This is a genomic window from Vibrio sp. HI00D65, from assembly GCF_001635455.1.
GTDB lineage: Bacteria > Pseudomonadota > Gammaproteobacteria > Enterobacterales > Vibrionaceae > Vibrio.
In genome coordinates this window covers 15,784-33,883 of the sequence record NZ_LWEH01000054.1, presented here as the reverse complement: position 1 = coordinate 33,883, position 18,100 = coordinate 15,784, and the positions used below count along the sequence as shown (strand labels likewise).

At 45.5% G+C, this 18,100-nt stretch carries 14 protein-coding genes; all 14 read right to left on the bottom strand.

Features of this window, described 5'->3' with window-relative positions; all coding sequences use genetic code 11:
* Nucleotides 1-140 precede the first annotated feature (140 nt).
* Nucleotides 141-932: a DUF1338 domain-containing protein gene (locus A3712_RS07115; protein ID WP_063522874.1), complete on the bottom strand. Its 792-nt coding sequence runs from the start codon at nucleotides 930-932 to the stop codon at nucleotides 141-143.
* Nucleotides 933-1,147: 215 nt separating this feature from the next.
* Nucleotides 1,148-2,605 carry a succinylglutamate-semialdehyde dehydrogenase gene (astD, locus tag A3712_RS07110; protein WP_063522873.1) on the bottom strand — a complete coding sequence of 486 codons (1,458 nt, stop codon included), beginning with the start codon at nucleotides 2,603-2,605 and terminating at the stop codon, nucleotides 1,148-1,150.
* A gap of 39 nt (nucleotides 2,606-2,644) precedes the next feature.
* Nucleotides 2,645-3,664 carry an arginine N-succinyltransferase gene (astA, locus tag A3712_RS07105; RefSeq protein WP_063522872.1) on the bottom strand — a complete coding sequence of 340 codons (1,020 nt, stop codon included), beginning with the start codon at nucleotides 3,662-3,664 and terminating at the stop codon, nucleotides 2,645-2,647.
* A 107-nt stretch (nucleotides 3,665-3,771) separates the two neighbouring features.
* Nucleotides 3,772-4,983, bottom strand: coding sequence for an aspartate aminotransferase family protein (locus A3712_RS07100; protein WP_063522871.1), 1,212 nt, complete (start codon nucleotides 4,981-4,983; stop codon nucleotides 3,772-3,774).
* Between the two features lie 464 nt (nucleotides 4,984-5,447).
* The gene (locus tag A3712_RS07095; RefSeq protein WP_063522870.1) at nucleotides 5,448-6,026 is read right to left on the bottom strand and encodes an aminodeoxychorismate/anthranilate synthase component II; all 579 of its coding nucleotides are present in this window, start codon (nucleotides 6,024-6,026) and stop codon (nucleotides 5,448-5,450) included.
* A 209-nt stretch (nucleotides 6,027-6,235) separates the two neighbouring features.
* Entirely contained in the window at nucleotides 6,236-8,830 is a 2,595-nt protein-coding gene (locus tag A3712_RS07090) for an ExeM/NucH family extracellular endonuclease (protein WP_063522869.1), read from the bottom strand.
* Nucleotides 8,831-9,214: 384 nt separating this feature from the next.
* Complete coding sequence (gene trpS, locus A3712_RS07085) at nucleotides 9,215-10,231, bottom strand: tryptophan--tRNA ligase (RefSeq protein ID WP_063522868.1); 1,017 nt, start codon at nucleotides 10,229-10,231, stop codon at nucleotides 9,215-9,217.
* A gap of 151 nt (nucleotides 10,232-10,382) precedes the next feature.
* The gene (locus tag A3712_RS07080) at nucleotides 10,383-11,069 is read right to left on the bottom strand and encodes a phosphoglycolate phosphatase (protein WP_063522867.1); all 687 of its coding nucleotides are present in this window, start codon (nucleotides 11,067-11,069) and stop codon (nucleotides 10,383-10,385) included.
* Nucleotides 11,070-11,190: 121 nt separating this feature from the next.
* On the bottom strand, nucleotides 11,191-11,865 hold the full coding sequence (rpe, locus tag A3712_RS07075) for a ribulose-phosphate 3-epimerase (RefSeq protein WP_008222304.1): 675 nt from the start codon (nucleotides 11,863-11,865) through the stop codon (nucleotides 11,191-11,193).
* Between the two features lie 185 nt (nucleotides 11,866-12,050).
* Nucleotides 12,051-12,896: a Dam family site-specific DNA-(adenine-N6)-methyltransferase gene (locus A3712_RS07070; protein WP_063522866.1), complete on the bottom strand. Its 846-nt coding sequence runs from the start codon at nucleotides 12,894-12,896 to the stop codon at nucleotides 12,051-12,053.
* A 69-nt stretch (nucleotides 12,897-12,965) separates the two neighbouring features.
* A complete protein-coding gene (locus tag A3712_RS07065) occupies nucleotides 12,966-14,474 on the bottom strand; it encodes an SPOR domain-containing protein (protein ID WP_063522865.1) in 1,509 nt (502 codons plus the stop codon).
* Between the two features lie 79 nt (nucleotides 14,475-14,553).
* Nucleotides 14,554-15,642 (bottom strand): 3-dehydroquinate synthase, encoded by a 1,089-nt coding sequence (aroB, locus tag A3712_RS07060; protein WP_063522864.1) that lies wholly within the window; start codon nucleotides 15,640-15,642, stop codon nucleotides 14,554-14,556.
* 25 nt (nucleotides 15,643-15,667) lie between these two features.
* On the bottom strand, nucleotides 15,668-16,186 hold the full coding sequence (gene aroK / locus A3712_RS07055) for a shikimate kinase AroK (protein WP_063522863.1): 519 nt from the start codon (nucleotides 16,184-16,186) through the stop codon (nucleotides 15,668-15,670).
* 176 nt (nucleotides 16,187-16,362) lie between these two features.
* Nucleotides 16,363-18,078: a type IV pilus secretin PilQ gene (locus A3712_RS07050; RefSeq protein ID WP_063522862.1), complete on the bottom strand. Its 1,716-nt coding sequence runs from the start codon at nucleotides 18,076-18,078 to the stop codon at nucleotides 16,363-16,365.
* Nucleotides 18,079-18,100 lie beyond the last annotated feature (22 nt).

Sequence of the window (18,100 nt, the reverse complement as noted above, 5' to 3'; positions counted from 1 at the left end):
AAATGCGAATTTGGTGGCTTTTTCTTTATTGAGAGAAGGTACGAGATACTAATGGAACACATGAGGCTCTCGCCTCGTAAACATTCTCGAAGCGAAGCGTACCCGCCTCTCTAGGGCAAAGCCCGTGCTCGTATCTTTCGTTACCCGTTGGTGCTTTCGAAGATCTTATCCGCCGATGCAGCAACAAAACCGGTATAAAGCTCACCATTAGCCATCGCATAACGCTTAGCGAACTCATAGAAGCCACCAGGAATCATCTCATTGCCTTCAACGAATGCCACTGGCACTTTATCTGCCATGGTTGATGATTGCTCTAACAGCACCTCTGGAGAGCCTTTCACTTCACCACCAGATGCATTAATCGTAAAGCCAGCATCACTCAGATAATCATTCACAGCTTGTACTTCATCGAACTTGTTCAGTTGATTGACACTAACCGTGAAGTGGTTGGCACCGTAACCGTGAGCGGCTAACCAAGAGGCGTATTCACTCTCCGTGACTAGCAGTTGGAAATCAGCGAAGCTCAAATCCCAAAGGCGACCACCAAATAGGAATTCATGTCCCTCTAACTTACTTGCATCAACCTGCTCAACCAATTTGGCAACGATCTGCTGTAATTCACTAGAACACTCTTCTACCTTCAACTCACTAATGAACACTTTCGGTTGTTTTGGATCTGGGTGTTCGTAGTGTTTAGCCACTAGCTTCTTACTTTCAAACAAGTAATCGCCACATGCTTTATAACCCAGCTCAAGGAATGGCTTAGCTAATGTTTCAATACCTAAAGGGGCAACATTAAAGGTACGCAATGCAATGTGATCGTTGATCAGCGCTTCATCTTCTTTTAGCAAGTGATGCACTTTCTCTGCCGACGGGCAAAGTCTATGAATGTAATCGTCCCATAGAGATTTAAAGAGTAGATCGGGCGTCATGGTGACTCCTTGTCAGAGGTTCTAGCAAGCTAGTGATTTGGATTAGAAAGGGAGAGACTGAGACAAAAAGTCAGCAGCCATCAGCCTGTGACATACTTGTTCTATTATTATCTGCCGCCCAATCTTGATGCTGAGCGTGGTTAAAATAAGGAAGCGATACACCGCTTCCTTATCTCATAACTATCAACTAAGCATTAGCTTAATATCAATCTAAACTACAGCTCGATGCCTGGGCTAAATGTGGCTGGCAGTTGAGTTTCACCACCTTCCATTGAAGCCATTGGGTAAGCACAGTAGTCTGCCGCATAGTAAGCACTTGGACGTAGGTTACCTGACGCACCCGGGCCACCAAATGGGGCATCACCACTTGCGCCTGTTAGCTGGCGGTTACGGTTAACAATACCCGCACGGATATGGTCAACGAAGTATTCCCACTCAGCATCGTCGGTTGATACCAGGCCAGCAGACAGACCGAAGCGAGTGTCGTTAGCTAACTCAACCGCTTGCTCTAGCGATTGGTAACGAACCACTTGCAGCAATGGCCCGAAGTACTCTTCATCTGGTAGCTCAGCAATGTTGGTTGCATCGATAATGCCTGGAGAAACAAACGCCGCTTCGCCCGCTTTTGCTTCCACTAGGCTGATACCACCTAGAGATTGCAGATTAGCTTGTGCCTCTAGAATAAACTTAGCTGCAGCTTCAGAGATTTGCGGCCCCATGAAAGGAGCTGGTTCAGCGAATGGCTGATCAACACGAATCTTTTGCGTCGCTGCGACCAGTTTATCAAGTAGCAGATCACCCTTCTCGCCAACAGGAACATACAGGCGACGAGCACATGTACAACGTTGACCGGCACTGATGAACGCTGATTGAATAATGGTGTATACCGTTGCGTCTGCATCACCGTATTGGTCACTGATCACCATAGGGTTATTACCCCCCATCTCTAGTGCCAACATCTTACCCGGTTGACCCGCAAATTGACGGTGAAGGATGTGACCAGTATTGGCACTACCTGTGAACAGCACACCATCAAGGCCTTTAGCATCCGCCAGTGCGATACCTGTCTCTTTAGCACCTTGCACTAGATTGATTACGCCAGCAGGAAGACCGGCTTCTTGCCATAGCTTCATCGCAAACTCACCTGTCCAAGGTGTCTGCTCTGATGGTTTGAATACCACAGTATTACCCGCTAACAATGCAGGCACAATATGGCCATTAGGTAGGTGACCAGGGAAGTTGTAAGGGCCAAACACCGCCATCACGCCCAACGGACGGTGACGAAGTACAATTTGGTTACCCGCTGCTTCACGTGATGCTTCACCAGTACGGTCGTGGTAAGCACGAATAGAGATAGCGATCTTGCCCGCCATTGCGCCTGCTTCAGTACGAGTTTCCCAAATAGGTTTGCCCGTCTCTTTTGCGATAATTTGCGCGATCTCTTCGCTGTTCTCTTTTACCTTTTCCGCGAACTTCAACACGATCGCTTCACGCTTAGCAAAGCTCAGTTTTTTCCAAACTAGAAACGCTTCGCGAGCCGCTGTCACTGCAGATTCAACCTGTGCCGGTGTTGCACTATCACCCTGCCACACTACTTCGTTGTTGTATGGGCTTACTGATGTCATGGCGTTACCTTGACCTGCCACCCATTGTCCTGCTATCCACTGAGTCATACTTATATCCTTACAATCTTCGACAGATAATCGCCGCTCTTATTGAGCCAGCATGCGAACGAAATCGCCTTCTTTTACTTCAAGAGCGCTTGCTACTTCAGATGATAAAATCACTGTGTCGCTTGCCTGGTCATATGCACCTTTCGCGGCAACTGCGCGGAAGTTCTCAAACGAGGTATTACCAATTAGGAAGTCTTTAGAGCTAGAGTGCTCTGCAATTTGAACCTGTGCTCGAATAGAGTGACGTACAGATTCGATGTTTCTTAAATCACACTCAACCGTTGGTCCCGCATCAAAGATGTCGACGTAACCACGATTAGTGAAACCCTCACGTTCCAGCAGTTTCAATGCTGGGCGGGTGTTGTCGTGCACTTGACCAATCACCGCCTGAGCTTCTTCACTCAATAGGTTTACATAGATTGGCAGCTTCGGCATAAGGTCAGCGATGAAGCCTTTCTTACCAATACCTGTTAGGTAATCAGCTAGTGTGAAATCAATCGAGAAGAAGTGTTCTTGCAACCATTTCCAGAATGGCGAGTTGCCTTCTGCATCTGATACACCACGCATCTCAGCAAAGATCGTTTTCGAGAAACGCTCTGGGTGCTCAGCCATCATTAGAAAACGACACTTAGACATCAATCGACCGTTCAAGCCTTTGCGGTAATCAGGACGTAAGAACAGCGTACAAATTTCGCTGCAACCTGTATAGTTATTACCAAACGTCAGCAGCTTAACCACGTTATTCACTTTAAGGCGCTGTGAAGAGTGAACCACTTTACTGATGTGGTACGAGTAAAAAGGCACATCCCAGCCAATCGAAGCTTCGATACCTGTTGTACCAGCGACTTCACCAGTTTCAGAGTCGAAACCCACCATTAGGTAGCCTTCATCACCAGGTTCAGTCACGTCTGCTTTCGCAAAGCTGTATTCAGAGTGGGTAATTCGGTTAGTTAACAATTCTTCGTTAACCGGAAGAGATGTGAATCCATGACCTGATTCAACTGCACAGGTGTGCAGCGCATCGTAATCAGACAGTTTTATTGGGCGAACAACTAGCATCAATATTCCCTCCAGATGCAAAATAGGCCCAAAACCAGAAGCTTGGGCCTTTAGCAGAACGTCATGGGATCGCTCTAGTGGCGATCATTCCTATGACGCCGCTCAGGCTAAACTAGCGTAGCGATTGCTTTGTCTAGTTTTGATAAGCCTTCTTCAATTTCTTGTTTAGTGATAACCAATGATGGAGTGAAACGAACCACGTTTGCACCCGCAACCAGTACCATCAGGCCTTGCTCGCCTGCTGCTACCAATACGTCGCGCGCACGTCCTTGCCATTCGTCATTCAGTGCAGCACCTAACAATAGGCCTTTACCGCGAATCTCACTGAAAATTTGGTATTTATCGTTAATCTTAGTTAGACCATCACGGAATAGTGCTTCACGCTCTTTCACGCCAGCCAGAGTTTCAGGTTGGCTAACTACGTCAACAACAGCTTCTGCTACCGCACACGCAAGTGGGTTACCACCGTAAGTAGAACCATGAGTACCAACCTTGAGGTGTGTTGCTAGTTCAGATGTCGTTAGCATTGCGCCGATAGGGAAACCGCCACCTAGTGACTTCGCAGTGCTTAGGATATCTGGTGTTACACCTAGACCTTGGTAAGCATAGAAATCACCAGTACGGCCATTACCTGTTTGTACTTCATCAAAAATCAGCAGTGCATTGTGTTTGTCACATAGTTCACGAACCGTATTCACGAACTCAGCCGTTGGAGGAATAATACCGCCCTCACCCTGCAGAGGTTCCATCATGATGGCACAAGTGCGGTCAGAAATATGCGCTTCTAGAGCTGCAATATCATTGTAAGGTAGGTGAGTTACATCACCAGGCTTTGGACCGAAGCCATCAGAGTAAGCCTCTTGACCACCAACGGTTACAGTAAAGAAAGTACGACCATGGAAACCTTGTTTGAATGCAATGATTTCAGATTTCTCAGGACCGTGAACATCTGCCGCCCAACGACGAGCTAGCTTAAGTGCTGCTTCATTCGCTTCTGCGCCAGAGTTCGCAAAGAATACTTTGTCTGCAAAACATACGTCAGTTAGCTTCTTCGCTAGACGCAGTGCAGGTTCGTTGGTCATTACATTACTTAGGTGCCAAATCTTGTTTGCTTGCTCAGTAACGGCATTCACCATTGCTGGGTGACAGTGACCCAAACAGCTCACAGCAATACCACCAGCAAAGTCGATATACTCTCGGCCTTGTTGGTCCCATACGCGTGCACCTTCCCCTTTTACCGGGATCATTTCCATTGGGTTATAACAAGGCACCATCACCTCATTAAACAGACTACGTTCTACATTATTTTCCACTGTCATCGTACATTCCTTCTCGATACCGCAAGCTTCGCAAATAAGCGTAATGATTCATAAGTGAGACGAAAAAATTTTGTCTCGCTACAATCCCGCCGCAGCATTATATTTACATTTAATTAACGTTTTCAATAGTAGATTATTCTTTAGCCATACCTCACAACCAGCTAAACCTCACAACCCATGACTATTTATGCATCAATCAACTTGTTTTATGAAGCTTTTTTTACATATACGCCTATCCTGCAAAAGCAAAGCCTTACTGGCACAGCGGTATATTGGGTTCAAAAGGAAATACGGCGAATAACTTTGCAAAGACTAAAAACTTAGCCTGATGAGGAAGAAATGTTATAAAAAGTGATCGGCGTCAGAAGGATCGAGCTCGGTAAAACCCGAATTAAAACGTATAACGAAGGAGTTCGCAGGTTAAGCTCTCCTATTTAGGAGAATAAAACGCCCGCTTTAAACATTTAACGTGCTAAAAAGTTAGCCAGAAGTTGGTGCCCTTGCTCTGTTTTAATCGATTCAGGGTGGAACTGAACCGCATCAATTGGCAAGGTTTTGTGCTGATAACCCATGATCTCATCCATACTGCCATCTTCAAGCTCTGTCCAAGAAGTCAGTTCAAAGCAATCTGGTAGTGTGCCGTTTTTCACCACAAGGGAGTGGTAACGCGTGACGATTAGTGGGTTATTCAGCCCTTGGAAAACGCTCTTACCATTGTGGCGTATCGGTGAGGTTTTACCGTGCATCACTTGTCTTGCTCTCACCACTTTACCGCCAAATACCTGAGCAATGGCTTGATGGCCAAGACACACACCTAAGATCGGCAACTTGCCAACGAAGTGTTCTATGACTTGTAGAGAGATACCCGCGTCATCCGGCGTACAAGGCCCCGGGGAGATCACAAGATGACTAGGATTCAGCGCTTCAATACCCGCAATATCGATTTCATCGTTGCGTACAACTTTTACAGTGACACCTAACTCACAGAAATACTGATATAAGTTATAGGTAAAAGAGTCGTAGTTATCAATGATAAGTAACATGGGTGAAATCGTTTGCTAAATACTAAATGATTGGAAGATATAGGGGCGGTATTGTGCAATACCCATAGCGAAAGGCAAGTGGAAACTGCATTTCACCAATAATTAAGGCCAACCTAAGTTGACCTTAATTGTTTACAGATAACTGTCAATTACCCGCATTCGGTGACGTGTACTCACTTTCACCGTTAGCAGTAAAGCTGATTTGCTTACTACTTACGACGGCGCCACATCGCTAGGCCAAACAGTGTCATTAACGCGCCAAAGCCAAACGAACCACCAACTTTTAGCTCAAGAACCGCAGGGTCATGATCCGATGAGCGGAAGTGGTCTTGGTACTTAGGTAGGTCGCCTTTGTACTCTTCGTTGTAATCAAACAACGTCGACTCACCACCATTGATATGCCAATCGGTCGCATCCACCACCATGTCTTTTAAGCTCTCGCTCACCAATAAGTGGTCTAAGGCGCCAACTTCATCATTGTATGAGTAGCTCCAGCTGTCTGGGTGCTTCTGCGCGACCGCATTTACATAGCCGTAGTTCTTAGTTATCACAGCACCGTTATCACCAAACTGCTCAACGCCATTAATGTAAGTGTTTCGCGCCGCTTTGATCTGCTTGCCGTACTTCTCTTCAGAGTAATCTGTCAGCACCAGCATTGGATCTTCCATGCCATACGAGTTCATATCACCCAGAATCACTTTGTGGCCTTTGATGCCATCAAGTGCTTCACCCAGTGCAACTGCCGCTGCTACACGGAAGTTCTCACATGAACCTTGCTTATCAGCATCTACACCACCTTGACCGCCTTGCTCAACAGGAGCTGCATCTTCCCAACACTTAGAACCTTTCGATTTAAAATGGTTAATCGCGACAGTCAGTTTCTCTTTGGTGCCCTTCACCTTAAAGGTTGGCGCCAATGAGTCACGTTGGTAGTTCTTACCATCTTCAATCACCTTACCTGAGTCGTCTAACACCTCTGGTGCTTGCTGGCTTGGCATCGCGATAACACGGCTGTCTTTAAGCTTAACCACCTTCTTACGGTAGATAACACCCGTAGTAATCACATCAGTGCCGATCGAGTCCATTTCGTCGGTAACGCCATCTTCATTTGAGTCGACGGCAACAAAGGTGTAACGGTCTTTCTTATGCTCAATACGATCGTTCAGTTGATTCACAAGCTGTTGAATTGCCGAACCTTCACCAAAACCGTTGTTCTCAATTTCCATCAAGCCGATGATGTCAGCATCCAAGCGAAGAATCGCGTTTACAATCTTCTCTTGTTGTACTTCAAACTCAGTGATGGTGTTTGCACCACGGTTATTACCATGCTGGTTCGCATCACCGCCAAATGGAGAGTTGAAGTAGTTCAGTACATTAAAGGTCGCAATACGTAAGTCGCCTTCATCCATATCAGGTTTGTCGGTACGCGGGTCGTTGCGAACGAAGTTTTCAGCGGTGATCTGGTTAGTCGTGATCAGGCGGTACTCGCCGTAGCTGTAGGTCAACACACCTTCTAGACCAACAATAGTGTCATCAATACGGATATAGTCTTCCGTTGAGCCATCTTGGTCGATGTCGGTACGACCAAAATCTGGGTAGAAAGGAACTTGTCCATCACCCGCTTTTTGGTCAGTCTCTACGAAAAGACGACGGTCAGCATTGTCTTCTGTTTGCTGTTTCGCTTCATCAGAACCCGCTGCGAAAAGTTGGTTTGGTTGCATGTTGATACGCTCATGCGCCAAAACCATATTATTACGACGACCTGCGTAGTCATAACCGAAGGTACGCGTCACACGCATATCAAGCGCTTCGGTTGTTTTCACCAACATGCCTTCGTAACGCTCAAGTGCCGCCGCGAAGTTCTCGTCGGTGTCTAATGCTTCAATGGCTGTCGCTTCAGGCGCGTCCTGCTCGCCTTCCTTTAACCATTGATTGTTTTCAACTTTAAGCTGAGTGTGGCTGTAGTATTCTTGAACTTTACCTTTCACACACACCACATCGCCTGCAGCTAATTCAGAACTAGATTGATTGGTATGAACAAATAGACCTTCAGAAGTACTTGAGTTGAAATCATCCTCAAGGGCTTGCAGGTAGAAACCTTTAGTTAGGCCGGTAGTGACTGCGCTTACCACTCCTTTTACGAAATACTCATCGTCGGTGATGTACGGGTAGCCATCGATGAACGGCGATGTCGCACCCTCGCCTTGAATTTCTTGAATGGTGGTGAATACTGGAGCAGCGCCGTCTTGCGTACAAGCAAAGGCGTCTGGCAACTCAACATTGTCTAAAGAACCTAGACCTTCAATGCTGTCTTTCGGTAGCGATACCCATTGTGAAGCATCAAACGTCGCCGATGGGGTTTGTTCAGCACGAACCAAGGTAACATCTTTACCCCAGTCGACATCGCCCATCACGCCAACCATGTCCAACACGCTTGAGTCTGCATTCAGGATAGCCAACGGGTCATCACCATTATGATTAGCCAATGAGGCATTAAGAATGTCAGCGACCGCTTTAATCTCATCGCTTGCACTGCTATGCGCAACAACCAGTACCTCACCAGGCGCTAAAACGTGGCCATCTAAAGGTAAAGTGGCGCCCCATGATCCGTTGCCATTCGCTGATTTAGCCAGTGAATAACCATCTAAATTAATGCTGCTGTCGCCGTTATTGGCGATCTCAACCGCTTTGTTATAGCTGCCGCCTTCCACGTATTGTGAAATAAACAAATCAGCGTGTGCACTTGTCGTTAACAAGCTACCAATTGCCACTGCTAGCAATGAAGGTTTGTGTAAAAGAGTCATCCGTTTCACCTGAGTTCATCGATTTATAATTACTGCCATCTATGGGCAGTCATGTATTTTGTGGTAACTATCAGGTTTATTTATGAAAGGAATAAGACAGTTGGCAAGAAAATGAGAAACTTATCACTTTGGAATCATCAATTGTTTGGCATGCAATATATTTCCAACACAAATAGAAATGAGTAAGAATTTATAAGAACAAAACTTATTTAATAAGATGTTCTGCACAATATAAACATTAAAGATGTGTTATTAGTTAAATGGGTAAATCATCAATTAAAACAGCTCGATTATTGGGAAGCCTTAGCTAGCAGGCACTAAAAAGCCCAAAGTAAACGCAGTCACTTTGGGCTTAGATTTTACAGCGGAAGGTGTTGAGTCACCCTATGGGCGAGTTACAAAACCAACTGCTTCGTATGCTTTCTTCAGCGTTACTGCTGCGCGCTCAGAGGCTTTTTCTGCACCCGCTTTCATTACTGCGTCCATGTAGGCACGATCAGCACGGATACGGTGGTATTCCGTTTGAATTGGCTCTAGCATTTCAACGATTGCTGCACCCACATCTTTCTTGAACGGACCGTACATTTCAACGCCTTGGTACTGCGCTTCAATCTCTTCGAATGTTTTCCCTGTTGCTGCTGAGTAAAGACCCATCAGGTTAGAGATACCCGCTTTGTTTTCCCAATCATGGGCTATGCGTGGTGGTGTTTCTGCATCCGTTTGCGCTTTGTTGATCTTTTTGATGATCGACTTAGGCTCTTCTAGCAGAGTAATCACATTCTTGCGATTGTCGTCTGACTTAGACATCTTCTTCGCTGCATCTTGTAGGCTCATTACACGTGCATTCACTGTTGGGATGTACGGTTCTGGCACTTCGAAGATTGGCTGTTCTGGCGAGTAGATGTTGTTGAAGCGAGTTGCGATATCACGCGCTAACTCTAGGTGTTGTTTCTGGTCGCTACCTACTGGTACTTGGTGAGCACCGTAAAGCAGGATGTCCGCAGCCATCAAAACAGGGTAATCAAACAGACCTACGTTCACGTCATTTGAGTGACGCGCAGACTTGTCTTTAAACTGAGTCATACGGCTCAGTTCACCCATTTGTGTGTAACAGTTAAGAAGCCAACCAAGTTGAGCATGCTCTGGTACGTGAGACTGAACAAATAGCGTGCTCTTCTTTGGATCAACACCGACAGCAAGACAGATAGCTAGTGCGTCTAGAGTCGCTTCATGCAGTGCTTTCGGATCTTGGCGAACCGTAATTGCGTGAAGGTCTACCACACAGTACTGGCAATCGTAGTCATCTTGCATCTGTTGCCATTGACGTAGAGCACCCAAGTAGTTACCGATACTTAGTTCACCAGATGGTTGAACACCACTCAATACGATGGGCTTGCTCATGGTTTTAATTCCTTTGCTTATTCGCTAAGTCAATTGATGGCTTAGCTTCTTAACTTAAATATAGAAAAGCCGCACAGCTCTTTCTGCGCAGCTAATCCAGTGTACTCATTGATAAGTATTTTGCTAGTGGGTTAGCTAACTTTTGTCCGCTTTATGCAGAAACTAGAACGACATCGAGCAATTGCGCGACATTATCTGCCACATAGTCAGGGTTTGATGCTGAAATAGGCTCACCGTGGTTGTAGCCGTAAGTCAGGCCAAACGAATGACAACCCGCGTTCTTTGCCGCTTTGATGTCGTTGCTTGAATCACCAACCATCAGCATCTCTTCTGCTTTCACATTGTGCTTTTCTAGCAACCAGTTTAGCGCTACTGGGTTCGGTTTTTTCTCTGGGAAAGAATCACCGCCAAGTACATCTACAAAGTACTTATCGATACCGTGTTGCGCTAGCACGTCTGGCACAAACTTTGATGGCTTGTTAGTTACCAATGCCATAATAAAGCCCGCTTGGTGCAGCTCTGCCAGAGTCTCTTTTACTGATGGGTAAAGGTGGCTCAGCTTATGGCCGCCCTGCTCATAGAAATCATCAAACAAGATACGTGCTTTTTTCAGTAGCTCTGGCTCTAAACTTGGGTCCACAATTAGGTCGCGGCTTAATGAACGACCGATAAGCACGTCAGCACCATTGCCTACATAATCACGAACTTGCTCTTCACTCACTGAAGGGAAGCCTAGCTCTTGACAAGCTTGGTCAGCAGCTACTGCCAAATCAGGCACGCTGTCTAATAAGGTCCCATCCAAATCAAAGGCGATCAGTTTTATTGAGCTTAATGACATCTTACTTTCCTATTAATTATATTCGTCTCATGTGTTGAGCAATAAGACGTAAAAAAGGGGCCAATCAGCCCCCTTAATCTAAATTTTTTGATTTTTAGGTCAACTGACCCTAGTTCTACTTTTATGCGTTTACTTTTGCAAGCTCTGCACGCATCTCATCAATCACTTCTTTGTAATCAGGTTGATTAAAGATAGCTGAGCCCGCAACAAACATATCTGCGCCCGCTTCTGCGATCTCACGAATGTTATCCACCTTTACGCCACCGTCGATCTCTAGGCGAATATCACGTCCAGACTCGTCAATCAGCTTGCGAACCGCACGTAGCTTATCTAGCGTGTGAGGAATGAAAGATTGACCGCCGAAACCTGGGTTCACAGACATCAATAGGATCATGTCTACTTTGTCCATGATGTAATCTAGGCAAGATAGTGGTGTCGCTGGGTTAAGAACCACACCCGCTTTACAGCCGTGCTCTTTGATCAGTTGTAGAGTGCGATCGATGTGCTCTGATGCTTCTACGTGGAAGGTAATCATCGATGCGCCAGCCTTTGCAAACTCAGGCACGATGTTATCAACCGGCTTCACCATTAAGTGAACATCGATTGGAGCAGTAATACCGTAGTCACGGAGTGCTTTACAGATAGGCGCGCCAAAAGTCAGATTAGGTACGTAGTGGTTATCCATCACATCAAAGTGCACAACATCGGCACCGGCTGCCAGTACTTTTTCAACGTCTTCACCAAGACGAGCAAAATCTGCAGACAAAATTGATGGAGCGATTAGAAAATCTTTCATACCAAACCTCTTAAGAGTAAGTAAATTGCGAGTTCACCGCCTTGGTGGCACCTCGTATATGTACAAGATTCAACCCCAAGACTATTTGGTGTGCAATTCTACCTAAGCACCTAGACAGATCCTAGCAGTTAGAAAGATTAGTTTAAGAAAGTACCTTTTGGTCACTCAATTTGAGGGGTTCGAGGTTATTCTGCTGCAGCGTGTTGCTGGCTTTTATCTTGATGGAACAGCGCGAGTAGCTCATCCACTTTATTACGACCAGCGCCATTACGACTGATGGTGCGCTTCACCTTCACCACATTCAATTCTGCACCATGATACAAGCGACGCGTTAATGTCGTGTCGTGGTTAGAAATCAACACAGGAATACCGCGTTCTGTCGCCGCTTTTTCAGCAACATCAGCCAGTGCTGCTTGATCATCTAAGCTGAAGCCATTACCTGCGTAAGAGGTAAAGTTAGCGGTATTTGACAGCGGTGCGTACGGAGGATCGCAGTAAACCACGCAACCTTTACGGGCGCGGCTAAAGGTTTCATGGTATCCCTCACACACGAAAGTGGCCTTTTTCGCTTTTTCAGCAAAAAACTCCAGCTCGGCTTCTGGAAAGTAAGGCTTTTTGTAAGAACCAAACGGAACGTTAAAACCGCCTTTCTTGTTGTAGCGACATAGGCCATTGAAGCCAAATCGGTTCATGTACAAGAAAGCAAGTGAGCGATACATAACATTGTCAGTATCGTTGAACTGAGCTCGAATATCTAAGTAGGCTTCTTTGCGGTTGTTCTCAGGGCAGAACCAACGCTTTGCTTCCGCAATGTAGGTCTCAGGATCCGTTTTAAGTAGGTTGTACAGGTTGATAAGATCGGGATTGATATCAGCCAGCAAGTACTGTTCGTAGTCCGTGTTCAAAAACACAGAACCAGCACCAAAAAATGGTTCTACCAATTTACGAGCAGGTGGCAGGTGACGTTGGATGTCTTCAACTAGGCCATATTTACCACCAGCCCATTTTAGAAAGGCACGCTGCTTTTTCATTTACTGCTCTATCTATCAACACAAAAATACGGCTGCGGAATGTAACATATTTTGAGACGAAGCTCAGGGTTATTTCTCACGTTCTATCTCTCGATGCACTTGATTCATCGATTTTGCCCAAGGTTCTAACTGTTGAAGTGGTTTTGAGAGTGTACTTACCGCATCTCGCGCCACCTGAATCGTTGGGTAATCTTGGTAAGTGATGATAAACCACTTGGTATCGCTACGCAGAGTTGGGTAAATACGAACCTTTTTCTCTAGATCGTATTCTTCGATGAAAGATTGCACGTCCTCCAGTGAAGTCATCGCACTCAACTGTAAGGTGTACGCTCGCGGTGAGATAGCTTGTAGCTCCTCACGAGAAAACGAGAAGGTGATCTTCTTAGTCGGAGGCGTTGATTCGGTTAAGTTAGACTCTTCATCAGCTGGAACAACCGCTTCCGCGTCAGCCTGTGAATTAGCCTCTACTTGAGTGTTATCTTCAACCGCAGCATCAATGGCACTGGTATCGCCACCCTGAGCCTTATCATCCAGCAGAGCATCAACCACATCCGAAGTAATCACGACACGCTGTTGGTCTTGCTCAACCTCACCAACACTAGCTGTCTCTTCTACTACAACCGGTGGCAAAGATGAACTGTCATCATCAGCGCCTTGATAACTGACTTCAGTTGATGTTTCAGAGTCTACCACTCCCTCAACACCAGCTTGTTCTGAGCCACTGCCCACTTCAAACGTTGGTATAGCAGTCTGCTCGATTGGTGCGATCAGAGATTGCGCTTTGTCATCAGGGGTTGGTTGACTGAACATCCACCAATAGCCACCACCTATTAACAATAGCAACAGGGCCACCACAATCGCGATATTGATTGGTGAACCAATGATTGAGCGAATAATAATCCTTTTTTCCACTTTCAATTCTCCTAAAGCCATTAACTCGCCAGGCAGAGGTTGCGCTTTGTTAAACGCACGTCGCACATGAGTTTCAGACTCATCATCCACATATCGAATCACCAGTGATTCAAAGAAATGTTCAGCTTCTGGTTGCGAAAGGTCATCGATCTCAAGATCGATAGGCTTGTGTTGTTGGCCGTAACTTAGACGTGTGAGTATGGTGTCTAGGTGACCAATTTCTGAGAAAAGAACGATATTGATCGTCCATTGGGGATTAGCTTGAGCTTCCAGTATCAACATCCATAGCTCGGATACCAATAGCTCAGAGAGTCGGTGGGCATCATCGACAACGATAACCACACTACACGGCTCACCATCAAGCAACCTTACCAGGCTATCAGATAAGGAGTCATGTTGATTAAATAGCGGATCAGAAACAATTTGGCTAAGAATAAGCGCGCGGCGTTGTTGGTCGTCTTGGCTTGGATGACAAAGCAGTAAACACTGATTTTTTTCTGTCGCCCACGCTTCGAGATAACGCTGTGCTAACCAAGAACGGCCAGAGCCAGGTTTACCAGCCACCGTTACTAGGCTTGAACCAAAGTTAGTCAAAAGCTGCAAGCGCTCTAGCAGCTCAACTTGAGACTCTAACTCTAATACTCTTAATTCATGAGCCAAACTCATCGCGGATCCCTACTGATTAGATCGATCAGTAAAACGCTTCAGTTGCCTAGAATTTAACTAGGCAACCTCACAACCAAATTTAAAGAGTACGGCAGAAATCAATCGCTTGTTTAATGATGTCCTGAGGCACATCAGCAACCACTTCAGCAGTACCAATACTTGTTGGCAATACCAGACGTAATTGACCAGACAGCACTTTCTTATCACGCATCATGTGCGTCATAAAGTCTTCAAAAGACATGCTTTCTGGCGTATGGACTGGCAGTTTCGCATTCTTGAGTATAGAAATAATTCGCTCAAGCTGCTGCTGAGTGATCAGTCCCTGTAACTGAGCAGTTTTTGCTGCCATTACAGTACCCGAAGACACAGCTTCACCATGTAGCCAATTACCATAGCCTAGTTCTGCTTCGATCGCATGACCAAATGTATGACCTAGGTTCAATAACGCTCTGATTCCTGACTCTTTTTCATCTAGAGCAACCACTTCAGCCTTAATTGCACAACAACGAGCAATTGCAGTAATCAGTGCTTTTTCATCAAGTTGATAAAGTTTCTCTAGATTCTGCTCCAACCAATCAAAGAAGGCTTCATCGTAAATGATGCCGTATTTGATGACTTCAGCAATGCCCGCTGCAAACTCACGCTCAGGAAGCGTTGATAAACAGTTGGTATCGATGATCACAGATTTTGGTTGGTAGAATGCACCGATCATGTTCTTACCAAGAGGATGGTTTACTGCGGTTTTACCACCAACAGAAGAGTCCACTTGAGAAAGAAGCGTTGTCGGGATTTGAATGAAATCAATACCACGCTGGTAACAAGATGCAGCAAAGCCGACCAAATCACCGATAACACCACCACCTAAAGCAATCACCACCACATCGCGGCTGTAATTTCCTTCAAGCATGTAGCTCATCACTGAATTGAACGTTTCAAGCGTTTTGTATTGCTCACCATCAGGTAACTCTAGAAGAGATGCCTGACAGCCAACTTGATCCAGTAAAGATAGAATTTTATCAGCATAAAGAGGCGATACTGTCACATTACTGATAACAACGACTTTCTGCTTGCCTGATAAAAAAGAAAGGTACGCCGGGTCGTCAAATAACCCGGCACCAATAGAGATAGGGTAGCTACGCTCAGCTAGATTGACCGTAATCCGTTCCATGGGTTTGCTCTCCGAAAAAATGAACTTAACGTTCTTCTAGCATTTTTACGATCTGGTTGGCTACCACTTTTGCACTTTGGTCGTCAGTACGAACTGTGTAGTCCGCCACTTCTTCGTATAGTGCATTGCGAGATATAGCTAGATCTTCTAGCACATCACGCGGGTTGTCTGTTTGAAGTAGAGGGCGTTTCTTGTCGCGATTTGTGCGAGCAAGTTGCTTTTCAATTGTTGTCTCTAGGTATACAACAATGCCTCGTGCAGATAGACGGTTACGGTTTTCTTTGCTCATCACTGAACCACCACCTGTCGCTAGAACAATACCTTGCTCTTCAGTCAGATCGTTAATTACAGATTCTTCGCGCTTACGGAAACCTTCTTCGCCCTCAACATCAAAAACCCATGCGATGTCTGCGCCAGTGCGCTCTTCAATCACAGTGTCAGAGTCTAGAAACTCCATATGAAGTTGGGAAGCTAGGTGTCTACCAATTGTACTTTTGCCGGCGCCCATTGGGCCAACAAGAAAAATATTGCGTTTCTCAGCCATGTTTTTAGCAGTAATTTACAACGTTAATTCAATGACATCGCCACAAGGTAGGTCAGTACAAGTACTGAAATTAAAAGGCCCGTGGCACCGATTCCTCACAGATAATTCGTGATAAGACCCGAAATTATCAAGGTTAGGTGCCACTAATGCAACTTTATTTTTAATCTAATTGTACGTTACTGAATCACAACTTTAGGTGTAACAAAGATAAGCAGTTCACTTTTACCCACATTTTCGTAGCTGCGACGGAACAATGCACCCAATAAAGGAAGGTCTCCCAACAGAGGAACTTTATCGACTGTACTACTGACACTGTGTTGAAATATTCCACCAAGAACAACGGTTTCACCATTATTAACAAGCACTTGCGTACCTATTCTTTGGGTATCTATCGCGACAGCTTCCCCCGTTCCAGTTTTCACTACTTGCCCAGGCCTATCTTGAGTCACACTCAAATCCAGAACCAAGCGATTGTCTGGTGTGATTTGAGGGGTAACTTTCAAACTCAACACAGCTTTCTTAAATGCGACGGACGTTGCACCACTCGAAGAGGACTCTAAGTAAGGAATTTCAGTACCTTGCTCAATGTAAGCCGGCTTTTTGTTGGTGGTGATTAAACGTGGGCTAGAGATGATCTCCGCCTTAGACTCTTGCTGCAATGCAGATAACTCAAGATCGAGCAGCGTATCTGAGCCTAGCTTGGCCACCTGAAACGCAATACTAGAGGCATTTGGCGATGTCGCCGCCAAATTCACATTAAGGTAATCATCTATCACGCTGCTACCACCATCGTCATAAGGTGTAATGGCTGGTGGGTGGTTGCCTTCAATTGAACCACCAACAGTGAAGCTTCCGTTGGTCGATGAAACGCCCCAACGCACACCGAGTTCATCAAGGTTACCTTCGGTGACGGTAACTATGCGCGCCTCTATCTGTACTTGCTTCACCGGGATATCTAACGACTCAATAATGCCGCGTATCACCGCAATGTTCTCTTCCAACTCACGAATCAGCAAAGAGTTCGTACGTTCATCTATGGTAATCGAGCCGCGATCAGACAGCATACTCACCGCCCCTTCACCACCAATCATGTCAGCTATATCTGTAGCTTTGGCAAAGTTAATCTTGATGATTTCTGATTTAAGTTCTCCAAGCTCTTTTTCTAGGCGAGATTTTTCGAGCGCTTGCTGTTCTCTAAGGTCCAGTTCAGCTTTGGGTGCGACCAAGATAACGTTGCCGTCGACGCGCTTATCCAAACCCTTAACTTGCAAGATAATATCAAGAACTTTCTGCCAAGGAACACCATCCAAACGTAGCGTCAGGTTACCCGTAACCGAGTCTGATACCACCAAGTTGAACTCATTGAAGTCAGCAATCAACTGAAGGACATTTCGAACTGGGATATCTTGGAAGTTAATCGATATCAGCTTACCCTCTTTCTCAAGTACGCTTTTCTCCGTAGCAACTTCTTCAATTGTAGGCTTACTGATCACCACCTCGATAAAGCGCCCCTTGAGGTCATATTCGTATTGATAGTCACTGTTAATAGTTGCCAATAACCGAGTGCTTGGCGTCTCTTTGTATACTTCAATACCCTCAACCAGAGTCGCGAAGTCTTTGACGTCCAAAAGGTAGAGTTTGTCATCATCTACTTCTGTATTGATAAGTTCGATGCTCAAGCCTTCTTGTGCTCGCTGAACATCGACGACCGCGCTGCTGGTTGCTAGCTCAATGATAATGACAGCGTCTTTATCCTTGTTCACTCTAAAATCAATGTTCTCTAATTTATTAGGCGAGCTCTCTGCGTAACCAAATACGCTAAAAACCAACATCATAGACACAGCAAAACCTTGTAGAACTTTGCTCACTAATCCACTTATTCCTTTATTCATATTTACATCTCATATTCACATC

Excerpts from the sequence above, each read along its gene's own strand:
- rpe (WP_008222304.1), bottom strand. The coding sequence starts at position 11,865 with ATGAAAGATTTTCTAATCGCTCCATCAATTTTGTCTGCAGATTTTGCT.
- A3712_RS07065 (WP_063522865.1), bottom strand. The coding sequence starts at position 14,474 with ATGAGTTTGGCTCATGAATTAAGAGTATTAGAGTTAGAGTCTCAAGTT.
- A3712_RS07090 (WP_063522869.1), bottom strand. The coding sequence starts at position 8,830 with ATGACTCTTTTACACAAACCTTCATTGCTAGCAGTGGCAATTGGTAGC.
- A3712_RS07100 (WP_063522871.1), bottom strand. The coding sequence starts at position 4,983 with ATGACAGTGGAAAATAATGTAGAACGTAGTCTGTTTAATGAGGTGATG.
- aroK (WP_063522863.1), bottom strand. The coding sequence starts at position 16,186 with ATGGCTGAGAAACGCAATATTTTTCTTGTTGGCCCAATGGGCGCCGGC.
- A3712_RS07080 (WP_063522867.1), bottom strand. The coding sequence starts at position 11,069 with ATGTCATTAAGCTCAATAAAACTGATCGCCTTTGATTTGGATGGGACC.
- trpS (WP_063522868.1), bottom strand. The coding sequence starts at position 10,231 with ATGAGCAAGCCCATCGTATTGAGTGGTGTTCAACCATCTGGTGAACTA.
- A3712_RS07070 (WP_063522866.1), bottom strand. The coding sequence starts at position 12,896 with ATGAAAAAGCAGCGTGCCTTTCTAAAATGGGCTGGTGGTAAATATGGC.
- aroB (WP_063522864.1), bottom strand. The coding sequence starts at position 15,642 with ATGGAACGGATTACGGTCAATCTAGCTGAGCGTAGCTACCCTATCTCT.
- astD (WP_063522873.1), bottom strand. The coding sequence starts at position 2,605 with ATGACTCAGTGGATAGCAGGACAATGGGTGGCAGGTCAAGGTAACGCC.
- A3712_RS07050 (WP_063522862.1), bottom strand. The coding sequence starts at position 18,078 with ATGAATAAAGGAATAAGTGGATTAGTGAGCAAAGTTCTACAAGGTTTT.
- A3712_RS07115 (WP_063522874.1), bottom strand. The coding sequence starts at position 932 with ATGACGCCCGATCTACTCTTTAAATCTCTATGGGACGATTACATTCAT.
- astA (WP_063522872.1), bottom strand. The coding sequence starts at position 3,664 with ATGCTAGTTGTTCGCCCAATAAAACTGTCTGATTACGATGCGCTGCAC.
- A3712_RS07095 (WP_063522870.1), bottom strand. The coding sequence starts at position 6,026 with ATGTTACTTATCATTGATAACTACGACTCTTTTACCTATAACTTATAT.